Here is a 22,319-nt window from a genome sequence, read left to right on the forward strand (position 1 = left end):
GCGCCGGGGGTTGTCACCCGGTCCGGCCAAGAACCGCCGCGGATGCATACCGATCTGGCAAATTCGTTACCTTACTTTCAGCCGGAACCGCGCTAGGAACGGCCCATGGCAGGGGCAGAAGAGCAGAAGGGCGGCAGAGCGGGCGTGTTGGCGCGCTCGTTTCTTAACGTGCTCCCCGGCACATTGCTTTGCATCGGCATCACCGCGGCGGCGATTGCCGTCCAGGCGGTCGAGGAGCACGCATTCGCTCACCCTTACGTCGAAGCGCTGGTGCTCGCGATCCTGATCGGCATCATCGTCCGCAGCGCCTGGCAGCCCGGGCCGCGCTGGGCGGCCGGGATCTCCTTCAGCGGCAAATTCCTACTCGAACTCGCGGTGATGATGCTGGGGGCGTCCATCAGCCTCGGCGCCATCGTCGCCTCGGGACCGGCGCTGCTCACCGGCATCATCGCCGCCGTGCTGCTGGCGATCCTGGCGAGCTATTCCATCAGCCGCGCCTTCGGCCTGCCGCAGCGCATCTCGATCCTGATCGCCTGCGGCAATTCGATCTGCGGCAATTCGGCCATCGCCGCGGTGGCGCCGGTGATCGGCGCCAGCAGCGACGACATCGCGTCCTCAATCGCCTTCACCGCGGTGCTCGGCGTCGTGGTGGTGCTGGCGCTGCCCCTCGCCTTCCCCCTGTTCCATCTCACCGAGACCCAGTACGGCACCCTCGCCGGGCTGACCGTCTATGCGGTGCCTCAGGTGCTCGCCGCCACGCTGCCGATCGGCATCGTCGCAACGCAGGTCGGCACGCTGGTCAAGCTGGTACGGGTGTTGATGCTCGGCCCCGTCGTGGTGTCGCTGTCGCTGCTGCGTGGCCGCCTTGCTGCCGACAGCGGCGCAGCGACCGGCGTGAAGAAGCCCGGCCTTTCCCATTTGGTGCCGTGGTTCATCGTCGGCTTCCTGCTGCTCGCCACCCTACACTCGCTCGGCCTCGTTCCCGATGCCGCAATCCGTCCGATCACCTATGCCTCGGCCCTGCTCACCATCGTCTCCATGGCGGCACTCGGCCTTGCGGTCGACGTCCGGGTGATCGGGCGGCTCGGTCCCCGCATCACCTTCGCCGTGACCTGTTCGCTGATCGTGCTGTTCGTCATCAGCATGATCCTGATCCGCGTGCTGCGGATCGGGTGAAGGGCTTGGCCAAACACTGTCGGCCAGCCCGCCCCGTCACGCCTGTTGCCGGATTGCTGCCCAGATCTTCTCGCGGGTCAGCGGCATGTCGAGATGCTCGATGCCGAATTCCTTGAGCGCATCGACGACCGCATTGACCACCGCCGGCGGCGCGCCGGTGGCGCCGGCCTCGCCGCATCCCTTGGCGCCCAGCGGATTGGTCCTGGTCGGCGCATCCTCGTAGAGATCGACGGTGATCGGCGCGAGGTCATCGGCGCGCGGCAGGCTGTAATCCATGAAGGACGCGGTCACGAGCTGCCCCGCTTCGTCATAGCGCGTCTCTTCATAGAGCGCCTGGCCGATGCCCTGCACCACGCCGCCGATCACCTGACCGCGCACGATCAGCGGATTGATGATGCGGCCGAAATCGTCGACCACGGTGTAATTGACGACCCGCGGAATGCCGGTGTCGAGATCGATCTCGACTTCGCAGACATGACAGCCGTTGGGATAGTTGAAGGCTTCGCGCTCGTAGCGCGCCGCTTCATCAAGCCCCGGCGTCATGCCCTTGGGCAACCGCGCCGGATCGAATGACGCCGCCACCACCTCGGTGAAGGCGATGGCGCGATCGGTGCCGGCGACGGCGAAACGGCCGCCGGTGAATTCGAGATCGACCTCGCCGGTCTCCAGCAGATGGGCGGCGATGGTCTTCGCCTTGGCGATCACCTGGCGCGCGGCGAGCAGCACCGCCGTACCGCCGAGTTGCAGCGAGCGCGAGCCGCCGTGGCCGCCGCCTTCGGCGGTGAGATCGGTGTCGGCCTGGCGGAAGATGAATTGCGACGGATCGAGACCGAATTGCGAAGCCGCGATCTGCACGAAACTCGTCTCATGGCCCTGACCGTTGGACTGGGTGCCGACTGCCAGCGTCGCCCGGCCATCCGCCGCGAAGGCGATGCGCGCGGCATCGGCGGGCGGCCCGAGGGTCGCCTCGAGATAATAGGCGACGCCGAGCCCGCACCTCCGGTTCCGCCTGCGCGCCGCCTGCGCCCGCTTGGCAAAGCCCTTCTCGTCGGCGAGTTCGAGGGCGCGGCCGAGCACCGTCTCGAACGCGCCGCTGTCGATCTCGCGGCCGAGCGCGGTGCGATAGGGCAATTGCGACGGCTTGATCAGGTTCTTGCGGCGCAGCTTGACCGCCGACATCCCGAGCCGGCGCGCCGCGACGTCGATGGTGCGCTCGACGAGATAGATCGCCTCCGGCCGGCCGGCGCCGCGATAGGCATCGACCGGCACCGTATTGGTGAAGGCGGCGCGCACCTCCATGCCGATCACCGGAATCGCGTAGGCGCCGCCGAGCACGGCAGCGGTTGGAATCGTCGGGATCAGCGCGCCATTGGTGGAGAGATGGCCACCGAGATTGGCGAAGGTCTCGACTTTGAGCGCAGTGAAGCGGCCGGTGACGTCGAGGCCGAGCGATACGTGGGTGACGAGGTCACGCGCATGGGCATCGGAGACGAAGGAGCCGCTGCGATCATTGATCCACTTGATCGAGCGGTCGAGGCTGTCGCAGGCGAACAACGTCATGGCGTGTTCGGGCTGGAGCTGGTTCTTGCAGCCGAATCCGCCGCCGACATCATCGGCCCGGCAATGCAGCTTGTCCTTGGGCCAGCCGAACAGGTCGCAGAGCTGGCTCTGGAAGTTGAAGGGGTTCTGAATCGAGCCGGAGAAGGTGATGCGGCCGCTCTTGGCCTCGCGCCGGGCGATGACGCCGCGCGGCTCCATGGAATTGGGGATCAGGCGGTTGTTGACGAGATCGAGCTCGATGACATGGGCCGAGGCGGCGAGCGCCGTCGCCGCCTTGTCGACGTCGCCGACCCGCCAGACAAAACCGAGATTGCCCGGCGCATGCTCCGGCCACAGCTCGGGTGCCCCCGGCGCCAGCGCGCCGCGCGCATCGACCACCACGGAGAGCGGCGCATAATCGACCTCGATCAATTCCAGCGCGTCGTTGGCCTGCGCCGCGCTCTCCGCCACCACCATGGCGACGCATTCGCCGACATGACGGACACGCCCGACCGCGAGCCCAGGCCGCGGCGGCGTCGCGATCGGCGAACCGTCGGCCTGCTTGATGGCCGGGCGTTGCGGCAGGCCGGTGAAGCCGGCCGCCTGCCAGTCGGCGCCGGTGTAGACCGCCACGACGCCGGGCGCAGCCCTGGCGCGCGTCACGTCGATGGCGCGGATCTCGGCATGGGCCTGGGGCGAGCGCAGGAAGGCGGCATGAAGCAGACCCTTGTCCGGCGTATCGTCGACATAGTGGCCGCGGCCGGTGATGAAGCGCAGGTCCTCGCTCCGGCGCAGCGGCTGGCCGATGCCGAACCGCGGCACCGGTCCGGTCGAGGTCTCGCCCTCTGCCAACGGGGCAACGGTGGTCTGCATGGGTGATCCTGCGGGGCGTTTCGGGATTGGTCGGGGCGGGGCGGGGCGGGGCGGGAACAGATACCTTGTTCGCCTCGCAGAGGGAACGGCGCTCCACACGCGCCAGCAATGACGAAGGCGGGAGGCTCGTGGCGGCGACCGTCGCCGGCAGAACCAGCGGCAACAAACACGTCGCAATGCAAGGAGCTGGCGATCCCGGGAAGACTCGAACTTCCGACCTGCGGTTTAGGAAACCGCCGCTCTATCCGGCTGAGCTACGGGACCGTCGGCGCCATGCATAGCAAAGCCGCGGCAAAGATGCCACCCGCCTCGCATGATTGATCACGGGCAGGTCGTCACCTGATTGCTGCAGATCCCGGTGACCCAGCCCCGGCGCGGCCCGCACATTGAGGCCGGCCGGATCGCTGTCGCTCGAGGGCTACGATCAGTTCAATAGACTCACCCCCTCCATGGCAAAGCCGGCCGGAATGCCGCCGGGACCATCGGCGACGTTGGCGGCCGAGTTTGCCAACCCTGCGGCCCGCTTTCCGCAGTTCGTGTCTGGAAAATGTCGCAACCGACTGGGGGCGGTTCTTGTGAAGGTTTTCGGATGCCGGCCCCATGAAGGTGGGCGGCGCGCACCGCGGCCGGCGCACGCAGACCTCCAACGGAGGAAAATCGCGGGAGGCGTGGCGAGGTGGCGCGTCAGACGCTATGGGGATTTCGACGCTGGCGGCCGGTTGCCGAGGTACGTCGAACGCCTGTTTGGGAAGCGATCGAGGCGGTGACGATCGCATCCAAACGTCCCTCTCGCTTGGTCGTCTCAAGTGGGAAGAATCGATGCGCCCGCCCAGGTTACGGGCGCGGCATCAGTGCGGCACGAAGCCGGCAAGCTTTAGACCCGTTAGAGTCACGTCTACGGCGAGTGCCGCCTGCAAGGTCGCAAAGACCCACCCAACGACCGCGAGCGTCGCTAAGCCGACAAATCGAATGATAAAACCCGCGAACAGCATGCCGACGAGATTAAGCGCAAGCATGAGGACAAGCACGACGTAGATTTGATTTTGAAGGGTGTCATTACCTTGGGCGAGCGATAGAAACAACACTACGGTGACGACACCAGTCGGGGTAACGATTGTCGGAATCGCGATTGGCGAGAAAGCAAGCGCCGCAGCGGACACCGGATTGGGGCTTTCGCTTCCCGCACGTTCGCCGGTGTGTTTCATCGCCTCCTCCAGCGATGACAGTGTTGAGAACGTTGACCGTAACAGCAAGATGCCGATGGCGATCTCGAGTGCCGCAGTCGACACATGCCAACTCTGGATAGTTCCCGCGCCGAATAATGCGACCAGCGCAATGACCGCAGCTGAGATCAGCGTTGCCAGCACAGCGACGCGGATTCGGTACCTTCTATCAGCCTGTCTGGTCAGTTTGTGGAAGGCCGGAATCGGCTTCAAGGGTCCCAACGCGAGGAACAGGATGGTGAAGACATACGCGATGGGAACCACAATGGCACCTCGGCCGCCCCAATGGGCATTCTAATATACCATACAATGCTGGCTTCCGCTCACCCACGCCAGCACTAGTGTCCCGTTTCCGACGTTCGTACCCCCATTGCAGCAGGCGCTCATACGAACGTTGGAAACAACGGGGACACCAACATCATTATGATCCTAGTGTCCTGTCTCCGAATTACCACTTCGTTTGCCTCACCCTCGCACGGTCATTCGGAGACATCGGGACACTCGCAAAATCAAAAAGCTAGTGTGGCTTATGTCTCGCAATTGCCTACGAGAGGCTTGCCGCAAAGGCGGTAGGCAATTGCGAGACGCCACACCAGTGTGGTTTTGGATCTGACGCGCGTTTGAAGAACTCACTCCAATGCTGAAACGAGCGTCAGATCCACCGCACTAGAAGTCCAGAGCCAGTCCCTCAACCAGGATTGGAGTGCGCCCACGGCGCGGCGGCGGGCCCGCCGCTTGGGTACAGTCAGGCCTTCCTCGCGACACAGCCGATGATCCGATTGGTCCCGGACGTCTCGCCGCGCTGCCGTAGCAGCACGAACAGCCGCCGGTAGCCGAACCGCCGGCGTTGGCGAAGCTCAAGTGGGACCCCGCCGTTGCCGTCGGGCGCAGGCATTCCAACCGATCGGAAGCGGCGGCTGCGACATTTGATCGGCTTTTCGCCAGGACGAACTGCCGGGCCTTCGGTTCGGCTGCGACGACAAAGCGGCGCGGACCGTCGTGCGCTGGCCGCCCCACCACAATCAATACGAGCAAACAGCCCCTCTGCACAATCAATTAGACATGTTCCTTCATCGCTCCGTCACGCCTGTGTCACGCGCTCGAATTGTGCGGTGGCCGTCAGGCAAGTTGCGCGCGCGCTTTTGGAGATTGTTAAACCCTTGCCCGATATTGCGACTGCGAAATCGGGGGCGATGGCATGCTGGGCTTGGCGACAATCAGATCGGCGGTTGCGTCGCACGTACGCATGGGCTTGAGGCTGCAGATTGCCGTGCTGACGATCGCCGGTGTCGCCTTGACCGGCGCGCTTTGCCTCGCCGGGCTGTTCGCGGTGTCTCAAACACAAATCGCCGCCGACGACAGCATGCGCCTGCGCAACGAGGCCGCCGGCCTGACCGAGGGCTATCTCGCCGCCCGCCAGATCGGCGCCGACTTCATCCGCAAGCCCGCCGAGACCGCCATCGCACGCCACGCCGAGGTCATCAACAAGGCGCTCGGTTATCTCGCCGATATCGAAGCGGCCCTCGGCGCGGCAGCGACCGGCGAGGCCTCGCGCCAGGCCGCCGCCCTGCACAGCGGCATGAATCTCTACGCCACGCGCTTTCAGAACCTCGTCTCCGCCCGGCGCAATCTCGGCTTCAACGAGAACGAAGGCCTGCAGGGCCGGCTGCGCGACGCCGCCCATCAGATCGAGGCGCGCCTCGATCCGATGGGCCAGCAGCACCTCTCCAACCTGCTGCTCTTGATGCGGCGTCACGAGAAGGACTTCATGCTGCGCGGTGGCGACACCTACGTCGACCAGTTCCAGAAGCGGGTCGGAGAATTCGAAACCGCCCTCGCCGCCCCTTCGTTGAGCGCCGCCGAGAAGGACGAGCTACGCAGGCTCGTGGCGGCCTATCGCACAGCCTTCCTGGCGTTCAGCTTGAGCTGGGAGACACTGAACGAAGAGGCCGACGACTACGCCACGGTGTTCGACCAGACCCGGCCGACGCTGGTGGCGCTCGGCGAGGAGGCCAATCAGAGCTATCTGGCGGCACAGGCTCACGCGAGCCAGACCCGGCAGTATCTCAACTGGTCGATCCTCACCGCCATCCTCGCCATCGGCGCCGTCGCGCTCTATTTCGGGCAGCGGATCGCGCGCAGCCTGGCGTTGACCACGGCGGCGATGCGCCGGCTCGCCGGCGGCGACTTCGATGTGGTGCTGCCGGGGCTTCATCGCCGCGACGAGATCGGCGAGATGGCGCTGGCGGTCGAGGACTTCAAGATCCGTGCGGCCGAACGGGCGCAATTGGAGATCGAGCAGCGCAGCGAACAGGATCGCATCCTCGCGGCGCGCAGCAAGGCCGAAATCCGGCAACTGGCGAACCTGTTCGAAAACGCGGTTGGCGAGATCATCGCCACCGTGGCCGCGACCGCGGTCGAGCTGGAGTCGACCGCGGAAAAGCTCAAGCACAATGCCGACGCCACCGCGGCGCTGTCGGCCGATGTCGCCACGGCTTCGGAGGCCGCCGCCTCCAGCGTCCGCCTTGTCGACGCCGCGGTCACCGGCATGGCGAGGTCGGTGGCGACGATCGGCGAACAGATGGCGGTTTCCAACCGCATCGCCGAGGACGCTGTCCGGCAGGCCGGCATCACCGATACGCGCATTCTCGACCTTGCGCAGGCAGCCACGCGCATCGGCGAGGTCGTCAACCTGATCCAGTCGATCGCCAAGCAGACCAATCTGCTCGCCCTGAATGCCACCATCGAGGCGGCCCGCGCCGGCTCGGCCGGCCGCGGCTTCGCGATCGTAGCGCAGGAGGTCAAGGCGCTTGCCTCGCAGACCGCCCAGGCGACCGGCGATATCCAGGCGCATATCGCCGGCATGCAGACCGCGACCGACGGCTCGGTCGCGGCACTGCGCGGCGTCAGCGACATCATCACGAGGATCGCCGAGATCGCGGCAGAAACCGGCCTTGCGGTCTCCGGCCAGGGCCAGATCACCCACGAGATCGCCGACAGTGCCCAACACGCGGCGGCGGAGACCGGTGAGGTCGGCGCCCGCATCATCGCCCTCAGTTCCGCGGCCACCGACACCGGAACGGCGTCGTCGCAGGTCCTCACCTCGGCGCGGCAGCTGTCATCCGAGAGCCATCGCCTGAAGGCAGAGCTGGCAAGCTTCCTGTCGCGCGTCCGCGCGGCGTAGCGCTCCCCGCTTGGACGCAAGCGCCGCAACCCAATCTTAAAGCCTTGCGCGGTTAGCTGCGGCATGCCGACCGACCGGATATGCAACTGGTGGTTCGATCACCGTGCCGCCTGGCGCGCCCCGGCGGCGTTGATCCTCTTGGCCGGCACGCTGGCCCTGATCGTCGTCGGATTTGCCACGATGCCCGAGCCGCAGCCGGCGCTCTTCCCGGGCAATGGTGATGTCGCGCTGTATCGCCGCATCACCGATCGCCTCCATAACGGCCAGCCCTATTATGAGGCCGCCGTCGAAGAGCATCGCACCACCGGCTATCCGCTGCGGCCGTTTCTCACCGTCCGGCCACCGCTGCTGGCGGATATTCTGGCGATGCTGCCCGGCGACGGCGGGCGGCGCCTCGCGCTGCTGACACTCGCCGCCGCGACTTTCGCCGCCTGGGCTTTCCGCCTGTCGCGCCGAGGGCTCCATCCGGTCCGCTATTGCGCCGCGCTGCTGCTGCTGGCCGTCGGCATCGCCCCCGCGTTCCTTGCCGAGGCCGAGCCGGTCCACGAGGTCTGGGCCGGCCTGCTCATCGCCCTGTCGCTGGTGCTGCGACGGCAAGAAGCCTGGTTCGCCAGCGTCGTCATCGCGACGCTCGCCGCATTGCTGCGCGAGCTCGCCGCGCCCTATCTCCTGGTGATGGCGGCGGTGGCGCTTGCGGAGCAACAGCGCAAGGAGGCAGCAGCCTGGTTCGCCGGTTTTGCGATCTTCACCGCCGCGCTGATGCTGCATGCGGCGACCGTGAACGGGCTGGTGACGCCGGCCGACCGTCTGTCCGCCAGCTGGGTCCGATTCGGCGGCTGGCCGTTCGTGATGCAGGCAAGCGAATGGGCATTGCTCGGTCCCCTCTTCCCGCGGTGGCTGGTGCCGGCGCTGGTGCCGCTGGCGCTCTTTGGCTTCACCGCCTGGCGCGGCGCGCTGGGACGGCGTCTTGCGCTCACCGTCGGCGGCTACGTCGTCGGCTTTCTCTGCTTCGGCCGCGCCGACAATTCCTATTGGGGGCTGATGATCGCGCCCCTGCTGCCGCTCGGGCTGCTTGCGACCTGGCCGGCGCTGCGGCGCTGCCTCGGCGATCTTCGCGCCGGTCGTCGTTCGCGCCCGGCCGCCGGTCTTGCGGCCTGACCGCACAGCCTGACAGCGGCACGCGCCGCTCGCCGGCGCGAAAACACCCTCGTAATTCCGGCCACGGAGGATACCTTCAAGATGAAGATTTGATCCTGCGGCTTACTCCAGCCCGTGATTTCCGCCGGGTGCGGCGGTTGCGCCGCGCCGATTCGTCCTCGACGCCCATCAACCGGCACAGCACTTCGACATCCGCGATGCAATCCTGCTTCAGGATGTCGTCAACAGCCGCGATCCAGCTCCGGCAGGTCTCGTCCTTCTCCTCTCTGGCGCCCCATCTGCAGCTCATCCCTTCGATTCGAACCGATGCCGGTTGGCGGTTTGGGGGGCCTCGGCCGTCGTCCGCTGCCAGCCTGCAGCGTGCGCGCCGGCGCGGCGCTTCGATGGACGTGCTTGGATTTCGGATGCTCGGCGCGAAGGAAGCGGACGCCGATTTCACTGCTGTTGACGCGGACCAGCTCGCACCGCCGGTAGCCGAGACCGGTGGACGACAGCATGCTGACGTCGATCCCGCGTTCGAAGGCCACACGTGGATCCTTGCGCTTCCCCCACGCCATTGGACATCTCCACGCGCTGTTGCACGAGAGCGCGCAGTTCAGGCCGTCAAGGCCGGCAAGCCGCAGTCCAGGGAATCAAGTCGCGATCGGTCGCCTGCAATCCATCGGCGGCCGCGCCGGCAAACCCGGTCGTTCGAAATTCAGATGGGCGCGCCGGCCAGGCCGGCGCGCCTTCGTCTCGGGACGACGTCAGGTGGAACCGGTCACGTAAACGACCAGTTCGGCAGCAGAACGACGTTCGAATAGCCGCTCGTTGTCGCATTGCCGAGATCCGGTGCGCCCGCGACTTTCGTGATCTCGTTGGTCACGCCATTATAGGTCGCCGCGACAATGGCGGCGTATCTCGACGTCGTCGTATAGCCGGAGATCATGTTGCCGCCGATGAGGACGCGGGTGTGGGTCGTGTCGGCCTGATAGAAGCCGATGCCGCCCGCGCAATTCCTGACGTTGTTGTTCTCGACCTGGGCCAGGACCTTTTCCGCCCCGAAGATGCCGTTGTAGTTGACGGCGAAGACATAGATGCCCCAATCCGTCGCCGCGGCGACCTGGTTGTTGGCGACGAGGCAATCCGCCTCGGCATAAATCGCGCGGCCCCAGGTCTGGTACGAGCCGCCGGGGTAGGTGATCGTGTTGTTGGTGCAGTTCGAGACCTGGTTTCCGGTGATCGAGATCCACCGCCCTCCGTTATTGGAGTTGGCCGCGACGATGCCGACCCCGCACGTTTCGACCCGGTTACTCGAAATGACCCCGCCGACCCAGCTTGTCCCCGCGGCCGGTGCTTCGACGTAGATCGCGGACTCGCCGCTGCCGTAGCACTGATTGCCGGAGATCACGGCGTTGGACGACGCATTGGCGCGAATGCCGGAGAAGGCCGAATTGTAAGTCATGTTGTCGATGACTTTCACGTAGTTGGCGTTCACGACCAGGATCGCATTGCCGTTCTCGCCCGATCCGCCACTGAGCGCCGACGTAAATCCGATCTGATTGTTGGAAATGACGCCCTGGTCGCTTCCCGCCGACGAGCGCACCACGCAAATCCCATTGTCGCTCGAATAGGTGACGACGTTGCGGTCGATGAACACGACGTTGCTGGCGTCGTGATTGAGAACGGCGTATTTCTTGCTGCCGAAGATCTGGTTTCCTTCGATGCGACCGCGGCACTTGTACAGGTAGATGCCGATGCCGCCCGAGTTGGAGATCGCGCAGTTCAGGACGTTGATGAAATCGATCCAGGCCGCCTGGATGATCGCGGACAATCCCCCGGCAGGAAAGGTTTGCGAGGCGCCGTCGAACGACAGGTCGCGAATGGTGACGGGGCCGAAACGATCGTCCTCGTCGCCATCGCCATCAGTGGACCCGACGATGTTGATCGTCGGCGAGCGCCCGAAGCCGGTAATTTTGGCCTGTCCGGGCACTGCATAGATTTCGATCGGAGCGGTGATATTGACGCTCGTGACCGGGAAAGTGCCCTTCGGGATGAAGAGAGGCAGTCCCTGGGTCTGGGCCGCATTGATCGCGGCCTGAAGATGCGCGGTCTGATCTGCCGAGCCGCTCGTGAGGCCGTAATCGGCAGCGTTCAAAGCTGTAGCCATGATGCACCTGTGCGCTTGTGTGACGACACGAGCGAGAGCGCTCGCGGCAAAAGAAAAGCACGGGCGGCACGCAGCCCATACGAATTTGCGAGTTAGCCACCACTGCCAGACCGATGGGCATCAAGGGGACGGGAAAAGCCGGATCGGATGATGGGGAAGCTCGCCCCCGTCCCCGGGGAAGCAGCCCGGCGGTCGGCGCGGATCGGCGCGCCTGGAGGGCCGCGGTGCGCAACAGAAAACCCTTGCGGCAAGGCGCAACCACAAGATGACGTCGATCCGCGAATAAACCAAACATTTCCCATTTGCGTCTATGTCTGGACCATGACGCAAGACAGGACGATGGCAGGCTTTCGCTTCCAGTCGCTGCAGGCGGGGCGCGGCCTCGCGGCGCTGGCCGTCGTGCTGTATCACGCGGCGGATACAATCACCCTGCCGAAGTATATCGGCCCCGATCCGACAGGATTACTCGCGTATTTTCTGCCCGGCCACGCCGGGGTACATTACTTTTTCGTCTTGAGCGGCTTTGTCATCTATCATGTTCACGGACATGATCGTGGCGCGCCGGCATTTTCGAACTTCATCTGGAAGCGAACGACGAGGCTGGTGCCCGCATTGTGGGTGTGGCTCGCCGTCGTCACGACTCTTCTCTATCTCCAACCCGGCGCCGCGGCAGAGGCCTTTGGTCTTCGATCGGTACTGCAAGCGTTTTCATTGATACCCGTCGAGCAGGAGGTCGTCCTCAAGGTCGAGTGGACGCTGCGGCATGAAATGCTGTTTTACGTGCTGTACGCCCTTTATGTTCTCTACCGCCCCCTCGGGGCGATCGTTCTTTCGACATGGTTTGCCGGCTCGTTGATCTCGCATCTTGCCGACGCCTCCTTCCCGTATGACTTCGTCTTTTCCCCCTTTCATCTGCTGTTCCTGAGCGGAATTGGCATTGCCCATGTCCTTTCCCGCCGGCGGATTCCCGCACCACACATGATGGTTGCGGCAGGCTTCGTCGCTCTTGCCGTGGCGTGGCTGCGCGACCCCGGCTATCGCGTCGACGGCCTCAACGGCCAGCTCATCGGATTCGGGGCCGGCGCGACATTGATGATCGCAGGACTGACCGAACTGGACCGGCAGCATCGCCTCCCCTATTCGGTCCTGCTCGGTCATCTTGGCGACGCCTCGTATTCGCTCTATCTCACCAATCTGACGATCATTTCCGCGTCCTGTAAGGTCGCCACGATCGTCAACGGCAAGTACGGCCTGCCGCCGCTCGTGTGGTTCTGCGCCGCTGTCGCAACAAGCGTGGCGTTTGGCTGGTTATTCCATCGATACGTCGAGCGCCCACTGCTTCGCATGCTCCAGCGCGGGCGCGGCCACGCGCAGCGCAATCGTGAAGCGCTGGTGCGGTGGATCTGACGCTCGTTTCAGCATTGCAGCGAGTTCTTCATACGAGCGTCAGATCCAAAACCAGCCGTCCGGGAGAGGCATTCGACGCCGAAAAGAAAAAAGCCGCGAGCATTAACGCTCGCGGCTTCAGTGGTGGAGAGGTCGTTAAAACGTGTCAGAAGCGGTAGGTGATACCACCGCCGATCAGCCACGGATCGATGTTGGCGCGGCCATTGACGGCGATCGTGCCGTTGACGATAGCGTTGTAGTCGGCCCGCAGGAACAGCTTCTTGACGTCGAAGTTGAGGCCCCAATGGCGGTCGATCATGTAGTCGAAGCCGGCCTGGAGGGCGAGGCCCGGGGCGTTCTTGATGTTCAGATAGGTGGTGCTCAGGCCGGCGGCCGGCAGGCCGGCGGGCGTCACGACGTTGGCAGCCGACTGGCTGAAGAACACCGTGTAGTTCACGCCGACGCCCAAATAGGGCTGGAAGGCGCCGAAGTTGGTGAAGTGGTACTGGAAGGTCAGGGTCGGCGGCAGCAGCCAGGCCTTGCCGATATCGAGGCCACCCAGCGCACCGGTGCCGGTGATGTGGTGCTTGGTGACACCGAGGATGAGTTCGGCGGCGATGTTCGGCGTGAAGTAGTAGCTGATGTCGAGTTCAGGAATGACCTGATTGTTGATGTCGAGCCCGGAGAACGGCGAGGACAGGCCGGGAGCCGCGGCAACATTCACGGTGCTGTTGCCGCTCTCGGGCAGCACGCCGAGCGCGCGCAGGCGAATCTGCCAGGGGCTCCAGGGCTCCACCGGGATGGCCTTGTAGACGGGCGCTTGGGTGCTCAGATCGGCGGCCTGGGCAGCCTGGCCGGCAGCGCCAATGGTCAGGGCGGCGGCAAAGGCAAACCGCGCCACGATGGAAGTCTTCATTTCTAATCCCCCTGGTTCAGCCAAAACGAGTCGCCAAGTGCGCCTCGATGTCGCGGCGCATAAGACGCAAGGGGACCTCCAAAGAAATTGATCCACGTCAGTTTCTCCCAAAGGTCTGCCGGGTGTTGCAGAGACGCAACAATCAGTGCGTCAGTCCGCCGCAGATCACGCCGAGACGCCGATTCGCTTGCGGTCGACGTCGCCCTTGCCGGCGATCTGGACGAGCACGGCGCGATCGAGCAGGCGAAGCTGGCGCGAACGGGCGATCTCGATCAGCCGGCGCTGGCGGAAGGCGGTCAGGACGCGGGAGACGGTCTCATGGCTGAGACCGAGATAGTCGGCGATATCGGCCCGCAGAATCGACAGCTGCAGCCACTCGCCGGGCGTGCCGCTACTGGTCCGATCGTCGAGGTCGAGCAGAAAGGCGGCAACGCTGGCCTCGGCATCGTGGCGCCCCAGGATGGCGATGAGCTCGTAAGCCGCATCGCGTTCGCGGGCGAGCTGGCGGTGAAGCCCCACCAGAACGGTGCTGTTGCTGCGGGCCGCAGCGTGAAACGGCGTGAGCGGAATCGCGCGCACCTCGGCCGCGGTCACCGCCTGGGCGCTGAACCGATGCTGCTGTCCTTCCTCGGGAATGATCGCCTCGCCGGCGCCACGGAAGCCGATGATTCGGCGGCGACCGTCGCGCAGCAGCCAGTAGAGCCGCAGGGCCCCCTTGCGGACGAAGATCACCTCGCGGGCGAGATCTCCTGCAGAAAACAGATGCTGGCCGGGGCCGAGCTGACGGCGCGCGCAAGTGAAGGGCGCGCCCGCGGCCGCGCCGACCCCATGTGGACAGGCCTCGCAGGCCGGGCCCGCCGCAAGGCTCAAAAGGCATTCTGAAAGGGGAGTCACACGTCATGCAATCGCGCCGGTCGCCTGCCGGCATTGACCTGCATCAACACATCGGACAGCCGCCCCAGACAGCGCCACGGCCGGTTCGACGCTGTCCCAGAAGGTGACCGGAGCCGGCAACCAGGCGCCACCACGCAATAACCGGGGACAAACCGGCGGTTGAAAGGTGACAAATTACCATGATCGGGCCAGATTTCCGCCCTCCTGACCCGCCCGGCGTGGGACGATGTTGCGCGCCGATGATCGCGCTGGCAAACCTTGGTGCCATGATCTCGTTGCGTTTTCTGATCCTGGGCGGCCTCGCCCTTTCCCCCACCGCCGCAGCGGCGCAGTGGTGGTCGCCATTCGCGCCGCGGGATTACGAGGACTGCGCCACCGCGGTGGAGAAGGGCGCCACCAAGGAAACCAAAGCCGGGCTGTTGCAGGATTGCGACGTCAAATTCCCGGGCCGGCGCAAGCCCGGCGGCGGCTACACCTATTTCGATTTCATGCAGAACCGGCATTTCGACATCGCCGGCCCAAGGCCGACGGCGGAAGAGCTGCGGCACATGGATGAGGAATATGCCGCCTATCTCGGCCGTCAGCGCCACAACGAGATTGCCGCGGCGCTGATCCAGGAGCAGCAGCAGGCGGCCGCGCGGAACGTCGCTGCCCGCGATCTCGCCTCGGGCGATGTCACGGCGGCGATGCCTCCGCCGCCGCCGCTGACGCGCCGTCCACCGCCGCCGCAGCTCAAGACCGCAGCACTCTCGCCACCGCTGACCCTACCTTTGGCGCGGCCGCCCGCGGCCGCACGCGCCGCCAAGCGGGCGGCGAAGCCGAAGCCCGAGCCGTGCGAGAACCGGCTCGCCTGCACCTGGTCGGACCTCTCCAACAAGGTCAAGACGCTGTTCGCACCGGCGCGCCCGGCCAAGGCCGGCAAGGGCATTTGATCCCGGCAACCCGCTCGCATCCCGTCCGGCACAATCCCCGCGCGCGACCGATCCGGCGGTTTTCTGCCGGCGGCGGGTTTTCATCGGCGGAAATCCGCCGATCGCGGACCACGACCGGACCCGGCGGTCTCCACCCAAGCGACTGACTCCCAAAGGCGATTCGCGCCGGGCGGAATGCCGCGCCGGGCTGGCCCCGGCCTTGCGTAAGCCCCCGCAGGCGGCTCCAAGAGCCGCGGTGACAGGGAGGACATCATGACCGATGCCGCATGTGCCGGAACGCTGCCGGCAGCCAGCCAGGACAGCACCTCGACCACTGCCCGCCGGATCAAATCGATCTTCGGCGGGTCGGTCGGCAATCTCGTCGAGTGGTACGACTGGTACGCCTATTCCGCCTTCGCGCTCTATTTCGCCAAGGCCTTCTTTCCCGCCGGCAATCCCACGGCCCAGCTTCTCAACACCGCGGCGGTGTTCGCCCTCGGCTTCATCATGCGGCCGATCGGCGGCTGGGTCATGGGCGTCTATGCCGACCGCTACGGACGCCGTGCCGCGCTCAGCCTCTCGGTTCTGCTGATGTGCGCCGGCTCGCTGGTGATCGCGCTGACCCCGAGCTACGCCCTGATCGGCGTCTGGGCGCCGGTGCTGCTGGTGCTGGCGCGCCTTGGCCAGGGCATCAGCCTCGGCGGCGAATACGGCGCCAGCGCCACCTATCTCTCCGAGGTCGCCACCTCCGAGAGCCGCGGCTTCTATTCGAGCTTTCAATACGTCACGCTGATCATGGGTCAGCTTACCGCGCTCGCCGTCCTGCTGGTGCTGCAGTTCTTCCTGCTCTCGCCGGCCCAGCTCGACGCCTGGGGCTGGCGCATTCCGTTCGTCATTGGGGCGCTGTGCGCGCTGGTCGCGTTCTGGCTGCGACGCTCGATGGTCGAAAGCCAGCAGTTCGAGCATGCCCGCGACCACACCCGGCAGCGGCCATCGATGTTCGGCCAGATCCGGGCGCTGGCGCAGCATCCGCGCGCCGTCGCCACCGTGGTCGGCCTGACCATGGGCGGCACTGTCGCCTTCTACACCTACACGATCTACATGCAGAAATTCCTGGTGAACACGGTCGGCCTCAGCAAGGATCAGTCGACCCTGATCTCCGCGGCCTCGCTGTTCCTCTTCATGTGCCTGCAGCCGGTGTTCGGCGCGCTGTCGGACCGCATCGGCCGCCGGCCGCTGCTGGTCGGCTTCGGCGTCCTCGGCACCCTGCTGACGGTGCCGCTGTTGACCGAATTGTCGACGACGCACGATCCGCTGCTGGCCTTCGGCCTGATCATGGCGGCCCTGCTGATCGTGTCGGGCTATACCTCGATCAATGCGGTGGTGAAGGCCGAGCTGTTTCCGACCGAGATCCGCGCCACCGGCGTCGCCCTGCCCTATGCGGTCGCGGTGTCGGTGTTCGGCGGAACGGCCGAATATATCGCGCTGTACTTCAAGTCGATCGGCCATGAGCCCTGGTTCTACTGGTATGTCTCGGGCTGCATCGCCTGCTCGCTGCTCGTCTATCTGGTGATGCCCGACACCAAGGCCACCTCGCTGATCGACCGCGACGCCACCGCGCGCTGACGGCAGGCCGCTGCCCCGCCGACGCGCGGCAGCGGCTGCACATGGCGACACCGCGCTCGCCTTGCGTTTCTGCGTCGTCGCCCGGTTCTCCACCGCCATCGCCCCGCTTCAAGCGGGCCCGGCCGGGCGACGACGGCATTGGCCGTGGCCGCGGCAATTCGTGTAAGATGGCTCCGCAATGGATCGTGACACGACCAAACCGCTCGCGGCGACGACAGGCCTGTGGCGCCGGCTCGCGCTGCCCGTCCTGATCGCCGCGCTCGCGGCGGCGGCCGCCGCGGTCTATCTCGCCGTCGACGACTACGGCCGCAGGGTCACGGAACGGACCGCCGACGCGCGGCTGTCGCTGACCAGCGACACGCTCCGCGACACCATCAACCACTTCGTCGGCATCCCGGAGCTCGCCGGCGCGAGCCGGCAGGTCACCGACCTGCTGGGGCACCCCGACGATGCGCAGCTGCGTGACCGCGCCAACCAATTCCTCGAGCGGACCGCGGCCGAGGTCGGCCTCGCGGCGCTGTTCGTCGTCGACCGCTCCGGCACGGCGCTGGCGGCCAGCAACTGGCGCGAGAGCACGAGCTTCGTCGGACACGGTTACGCGTTCCGCTCCTATTTCACCGATGCCCTGATCAAGGGCCACGGGCGGCTGTTCGGGGTCGGTGTCACCACCGGCGTGCCCGGCTATTTCCTGACTTCGCGCATCGGCTCGGCCGATGCCGCCTCTGGGGTCGTGGTCGCCAAGGTCGATTTCGCCCCGCTCGAAGCGAGTTGGTCGGCCGGCGGCGAACGGGTCCTGGTCAGCGATGCGGACGGCGTCGTCTTTCTCGCCACCGAAGCGTCGCTCCGCTATCGCCCCATCGGCCGCCTCACGGCCGCGGGCGCCGCGGCGATCGCCGCCGAACAGCGCTACGCCACCCATCCGATCGGTCCGCCGATCACGCCGGCCCAGATCGGCGCCGGGGCGGTCGCGTCACGACCGGTCGACGGCACGCGCTGGCACATCACCGTGGTGGTGCCCTGGCTCGGCCGCGGCTGGCAGCCGGCGACGGCGGCGGCGCTGACGCTCCTGGCGGGCATCGTGCTGGCGCTTGCGGTCGTCATCCGGGCGCAGCGTCGCGCCCGCGTCGTTGCCGAGCGCGAGAGCAAGGCGGCGCTGGAGCGGCGCGTCGCCGAACGCACCGCCGATCTCGCCTTGGCCTTGCAACGGCTCGAAACCGAAATCGCCGAACGGCGCCGGGTCGATGCCGATCTCCATCGCGCCCGCGACGAACTGGTGCAGGCTGCCAAGCTCGCCGCCATGGGCCGGGCCTTCTCGGGCCTTGCCCATGAGGTCAACCAGCCGCTGGCGGCGCTGCGGACCTATCTGTCGAGCACGCGGCTCCTGATCGGGCGCGGCGACCACGCCGAAGCCATCCGCAACATCGCCGTGATGGACGGCGCGGTCGAGCGCGTCACGACGCTGACCTCCGAGCTCAAACGCCTCGCGAGGCGCAGCGACGACAGCCGCGCCGAGATCGACCTTGCCGCGGTGGCGCGCCGGGTCGCCGAGCTGCTCCGCTTCCGCTTCGCCGATGCCGGCGCGAGGCTGGTGGTCGAGATCGCCTCGGAGGTTCGCATCCATGGCGACAGCGCCCGTCTCGAACAGGTCGTGCTCAACCTGCTGCTCAACGCCATCGACGCGGTGACCGCCCAGGACGAGCGCACCATCACGCTGACGGTCGATGTCGAGGACGGCCAGGCCCATCTCGTGGTCGGCGATCGCGGGCCCGGCGTCGCCGACCAGGATCGCGCCCGGCTGTTCGAGCCGTTCTTCACCACCAAGGAGGTCGGCGTCGGACTGGGATTGGGCCTCGCCATCAGCTACGCCATCGTCCGCGACCACGGCGGAACCATCCGCTACGAGCGCTCATCGAGCGGCGAGACCCGCTTCCACGTCCATCTGCCGTTGCTGGCGCGCCGCACCGGAGAGATCGCAGCGTGACGGAGGCGGGCGGCACCATCCTGATCGTCGACGACGACGAAATCCTGCTCGGCGCCCTCGCCCAATGGCTCGGACTGAGCGGCTTTGCGACGCGCAGCGCCCGCTCCGTCGACGATGCCCTGCGTCTCCTCGATGACGCGCCCGGCGACGCCGTGCTGTGCGACGTGCGGATGCCGGGCCGCGACGGCATCGAGCTGCTCGACATCGTCGGTCGCTCCTGGCCGGGATTGCCGGTGGTGCTGCTCACCGGCCATGGCGACGTTCCCCTGGCGGTCGATGCGCTCAAGCGCGGCGCCTTCGATTTCCTGACCAAGCCCCATGATCCGGACCGCCTCGTCGCCACCTTGCGCAATGCCTGCGAGCAGAGCCAGCTGCGCCGACGCGTCGCGGCCGTCGAGGCCGAACTCGCCGGCGAAGATGGCGTCGCCGCGCGGCTCGTCGGCCGCTCCGACGCGATGCGCCGCCTGCAGGACGAAGTCCGCGGCCTGATCGATGCGCCGCTGGATGTCCTGATCCGCGGCGAGACCGGCTCCGGCAAGGAGGTCGTCGCCCGCGCCCTGCACGACTGCGGGCCGCGCCGGACCAAGCCCTTCGTGGCGATCAATTGCGCCGCCATCCCCGGCGAGATGATCGAGAGCGAATTGTTCGGCCACGAGGCCGGCGCCTTCACCGGCGCGCGCCAGGCGCGGATCGGCAAGTTCGAATTCGCCGACGGCGGCATCGTCTTCCTCGACGAGGTCGAAAGCATGCCCTCCGCCGCGCAGGCCAAGCTGCTGCGGGTGCTGCAGGAGCGCGTGGTCGAACGCGTCGGCGGCAATCGCCAGATCCGCATCGATGTGCGGATCGTCAGCGCCAGCAAGGTCGACCTGCGCGAGGCCGCCCAGGCCGGCTCGTTCCGCGCCGATCTCTACTACCGCCTCGCCGGCTATGAGATCGCCATCCCGCCGCTGCGCCAGCGCGGCGACGACATCCTGATGCTGTTCGCCCGCTTCGCCGCGGATGCCGCCAAGGCGGCCGGTCGGCAGCCGCCGGCGCTGTCGGCCGCGGCTGCCGCCGCCGTGCTCGATCACGACTGGCCCGGCAATGTCCGGGAATTGCGCGGCGCCGCCGAGCGCTTCGGGCTCGGCCTCGGCCTGCGCCTTCACGGCGAAGCCGTCGGCGGCGAGACCCCGCCGCCGGGCCTCGACGCGCTGATGGACGCCTATGAACGCAAGGTGATCGTCGCCGCGCTCGAGGAGGCCGGCGGTTCGATCGCGCGGGCGATGACGACGCTCGGCCTGCCGCGGCGGACCCTGAACGAAAAAATGCGCCGCCACGGCATCGAGCGACCGAAGACGTCGCCCGGCGACCCCGACTGACCGATCAAGAAAGCCGCAATGTCCGCCTCGCAAATCCTCGGCCTCGACCGGTCCGGTGTCCTCTACGCGCTGCGCATGAGCTCGGCGGCGCTGCTCGCCTTCACCCTGGCGGCCATGCTGCATGTGGGCAACGCCTATTGGGCGGCGATGCCGGTGTGGGTGGTGGCCCAGTCGACCCGCGGGCTGCTGCTGGAGCGCGGGTTCTTTCGCATCGCCGGCACCCTGATCGGCGCCGCCGCCGGCCTCGCGCTGCCATTCGTGGTCGGCAGCGTCTATGGCCAGATCATCGCGCTCGGCGTCTGGGTCGCCGCCTGCACGACGCTGACGTCGATGCTGACGGGCGTGCGCGGCTACGCGGCGCTGATGGCGGGCATGACCGCCTCGGTGGTCGTGCTGCCGACGCTGCTCGACCCGCACGAAGCCGCCGGTCTCGCCGTCGCCCGGGTCGAATGCACCTTGATCGGCGTCGTCGCGGTGATCGTCGTCACCGTGTTCTTCACGCCGCCGTCCGATCTCACGGTGTTCTACCGGCGGGTGCGCAAGCTCGCCGGCGATGCGGTCGATTTCGCCGCGGCGGCGCTCGCCGGCGGCAACGACGCCGAACTCGGGGACTTCGAGCGGCGGGTGCTGACCGAGACCACCGCCGTGGAGGCCTCGGCGAGCCTCGTCTCCGCGGGCACGATGGAGGGCTATCGCCGGCTGCGCCACGTCCACACCCTGATCGGCGCCTCGATCGCGGTGATGGCGGCGGCACGGGCGCTGCGCGCCCGAATCGCGCGCGGTGAAGACCTGCCGGACGGGTTCGGCAGCCGGCTCGCCGATGTCGCGGCCGGGCTACGGGCCAGCGAAGCCGGCGTCGCGGTCGCGATGGCGCAAATCGGAGAGATCCACCAGCCGCTCGGCCGCCTCAGCCAGGCGCTGGGCGAGCTCGCCGGGGCGGAGGCGGCGCTGTTCGCCGCTTCGCCGGCCGCCGATGTCAGCGCCTTCGGGCAGCCGGCGCGCTACCTCGCCCCGCCGCGGCCCTGGTCGCGCGCCGTCGCAGCGGGCCTCGTGTCCGGCGGCGGGCTTGTCGCAGTGTCGATCCTGGCGCTGCTGTCGCGCTGGCCGGCCGGCGAGCTCGTGGCGCTGGGGGTGTGCATCTTCTCCATGGTGCTGAGCATGATGCCGACGCCGCGCGCGGTGGCGCCGAAGATGATGATCGGCACGCTGGCCGGCGTCGCGGCCGCCGTGGTCTATCGTTTCGCGCTGCAGCCTCATGTCACCGACCTGCCGCTGCTGGTGGCCTCGGTCGCACCCTTCATCGTCATCGGTGCCTTCGGCCGCGCCAGCCGCTTCACCGCGCTGCCGGCGCTCGACGCCAACATGTGTTTCATGCTGGCGAGCCAGGCCGGAATGCCGGCCGCATCGGCCATCGAGATCTTCAGCGGTTCGGCGGCCCTGATCATCGCCGCGGCTCTTGTCACCGGCACGTATGCCCTGGTGCCGGACCCGGCGCAGCTGCGGGCTCGCGCCAGCGCCTCGGCGATCCGCCGCGACCTCATCCACCTGATCGATTCCCGGCTCCGCGACGCCGCCGGCGGATTTCACCCGCGCACGGCGCGCCAGCTGCTGCGCTTCATGCTCGACCTGCAGCATGCCGGCCGAGGCACCGAGGCGCCCCGCGGCCTGCTCGGCGCGCTCAATCTCGGCTATGCCATCGTCGCGCTGAAGGAACGCCAGGGCCGGCGCGATCTCGACGCGGCGAGACGCGCGGAGGCCGCGGCGGCGCTCGCCGAACTGCGCGACGCCGACACCTCGCCCGAGGAGGTCGCCTTGCGCCTCGCCGCGCGCGCCGCGCAGACCGGCGATCAGGACCTCGCGGCGACCCTCCACGATGCCGCCGACGCGCTGCGCGAGGCCGCGCCGCTGCTGCGCTGGGCGAAGACGGCGTAACCCCTTCGGCGTC

14 protein-coding genes, 1 tRNA gene and 2 pseudogenes are annotated in these 22,319 nt (G+C 67.1%); 9 read left to right on the forward strand and 8 right to left on the reverse strand.

The features are described 5' to 3' along the window. Positions 1 to 105 precede the first annotated feature (105 nt). Positions 106 to 1,176, forward strand: coding sequence for a YeiH family protein (locus tag DB459_RS07230; RefSeq protein WP_253712215.1), 1,071 nt, complete (start codon positions 106 to 108; stop codon positions 1,174 to 1,176). A gap of 36 nt (positions 1,177 to 1,212) precedes the next feature. Here DB459_RS07230 and DB459_RS07235 read toward each other — a convergent pair whose 3' ends face one another. The 4 genes and pseudogenes from DB459_RS07235 to DB459_RS07250 all read right to left on the reverse strand — a co-directional run. Further along, entirely contained in the window at positions 1,213 to 3,588 is a 2,376-nt protein-coding gene (locus tag DB459_RS07235; protein WP_253712216.1) for a xanthine dehydrogenase family protein molybdopterin-binding subunit, read from the reverse strand. A 187-nt stretch (positions 3,589 to 3,775) separates the two neighbouring features. Next, positions 3,776 to 3,852: transfer RNA gene (locus DB459_RS07240), tRNA-Arg, on the reverse strand. Between the two features lie 584 nt (positions 3,853 to 4,436). Next, on the reverse strand, positions 4,437 to 5,075 hold the full coding sequence (locus DB459_RS07245; RefSeq protein WP_253712217.1) for a MarC family protein: 639 nt from the start codon (positions 5,073 to 5,075) through the stop codon (positions 4,437 to 4,439). Between the two features lie 443 nt (positions 5,076 to 5,518). After that, positions 5,519 to 5,661 (reverse strand): annotated as a pseudogene (locus tag DB459_RS07250) (IS3 family transposase); the annotation flags it as partial. A gap of 396 nt (positions 5,662 to 6,057) precedes the next feature. Between DB459_RS07250 and DB459_RS07255 the strand changes: the two are divergent. Further along, on the forward strand, positions 6,058 to 7,995 hold the full coding sequence (locus tag DB459_RS07255; RefSeq protein WP_253712218.1) for a methyl-accepting chemotaxis protein: 1,938 nt from the start codon (positions 6,058 to 6,060) through the stop codon (positions 7,993 to 7,995). Positions 7,996 to 8,058: 63 nt separating this feature from the next. Next, positions 8,059 to 9,153, forward strand: coding sequence for a hypothetical protein (locus DB459_RS07260; RefSeq protein WP_253712219.1), 1,095 nt, complete (start codon positions 8,059 to 8,061; stop codon positions 9,151 to 9,153). Between the two features lie 221 nt (positions 9,154 to 9,374). On the opposite strand, the gene DB459_RS07265 is transcribed toward DB459_RS07260, so the two are convergent. Next, the gene (locus DB459_RS07265; protein WP_253712220.1) at positions 9,375 to 9,710 is read right to left on the reverse strand and encodes a hypothetical protein; all 336 of its coding nucleotides are present in this window, start codon (positions 9,708 to 9,710) and stop codon (positions 9,375 to 9,377) included. A gap of 203 nt (positions 9,711 to 9,913) precedes the next feature. Next, positions 9,914 to 11,341: pseudogene (locus DB459_RS07270) on the reverse strand (TIGR03808 family TAT-translocated repetitive protein); the annotation flags it as partial. Between the two features lie 300 nt (positions 11,342 to 11,641). Between DB459_RS07270 and DB459_RS07275 the strand changes: the two are divergent. Continuing rightward, positions 11,642 to 12,709 (forward strand): acyltransferase, encoded by a 1,068-nt coding sequence (locus DB459_RS07275; protein WP_253712222.1) that lies wholly within the window; start codon positions 11,642 to 11,644, stop codon positions 12,707 to 12,709. 145 nt (positions 12,710 to 12,854) lie between these two features. Here the strand turns inward: DB459_RS07275 and DB459_RS07280 are convergent, their stop codons facing one another. Continuing rightward, a complete protein-coding gene (locus tag DB459_RS07280; protein ID WP_253712223.1) occupies positions 12,855 to 13,604 on the reverse strand; it encodes an OmpW family protein in 750 nt (249 codons plus the stop codon). 165 nt (positions 13,605 to 13,769) lie between these two features. Continuing rightward, positions 13,770 to 14,474: a Crp/Fnr family transcriptional regulator gene (locus DB459_RS07285; protein ID WP_253712224.1), complete on the reverse strand. Its 705-nt coding sequence runs from the start codon at positions 14,472 to 14,474 to the stop codon at positions 13,770 to 13,772. A gap of 263 nt (positions 14,475 to 14,737) precedes the next feature. On the opposite strand from DB459_RS07285, the gene DB459_RS07290 reads away from it, so the two are divergent. The 5 genes from DB459_RS07290 (at position 14,738) to DB459_RS07310 (ending at position 22,306) form a co-directional block, all read left to right on the forward strand. Then, entirely contained in the window at positions 14,738 to 15,430 is a 693-nt protein-coding gene (locus DB459_RS07290) for a hypothetical protein (RefSeq protein ID WP_253712225.1), read from the forward strand. Between the two features lie 252 nt (positions 15,431 to 15,682). After that, entirely contained in the window at positions 15,683 to 17,035 is a 1,353-nt protein-coding gene (locus tag DB459_RS07295; RefSeq protein WP_253712226.1) for an MFS transporter, read from the forward strand. 178 nt (positions 17,036 to 17,213) lie between these two features. Further along, positions 17,214 to 19,016, forward strand: coding sequence for an ATP-binding protein (locus DB459_RS07300; protein ID WP_253712227.1), 1,803 nt, complete (start codon positions 17,214 to 17,216; stop codon positions 19,014 to 19,016). Then, a complete protein-coding gene (locus tag DB459_RS07305) occupies positions 19,013 to 20,374 on the forward strand; it encodes a sigma-54 dependent transcriptional regulator (protein ID WP_253712228.1) in 1,362 nt (453 codons plus the stop codon). The genes DB459_RS07300 and DB459_RS07305 overlap by 4 nt, the downstream gene beginning before the upstream one ends. An 18-nt stretch (positions 20,375 to 20,392) precedes the next feature. Further along, positions 20,393 to 22,306 (forward strand): FUSC family protein, encoded by a 1,914-nt coding sequence (locus DB459_RS07310; protein WP_253712229.1) that lies wholly within the window; start codon positions 20,393 to 20,395, stop codon positions 22,304 to 22,306. Positions 22,307 to 22,319: the final 13 nt, after the last annotated feature.

The sequence above is a fragment of the Bradyrhizobium sp. WD16 genome, from assembly GCF_024181725.1.
Lineage (GTDB): Bacteria > Pseudomonadota > Alphaproteobacteria > Rhizobiales > Xanthobacteraceae > Bradyrhizobium_A.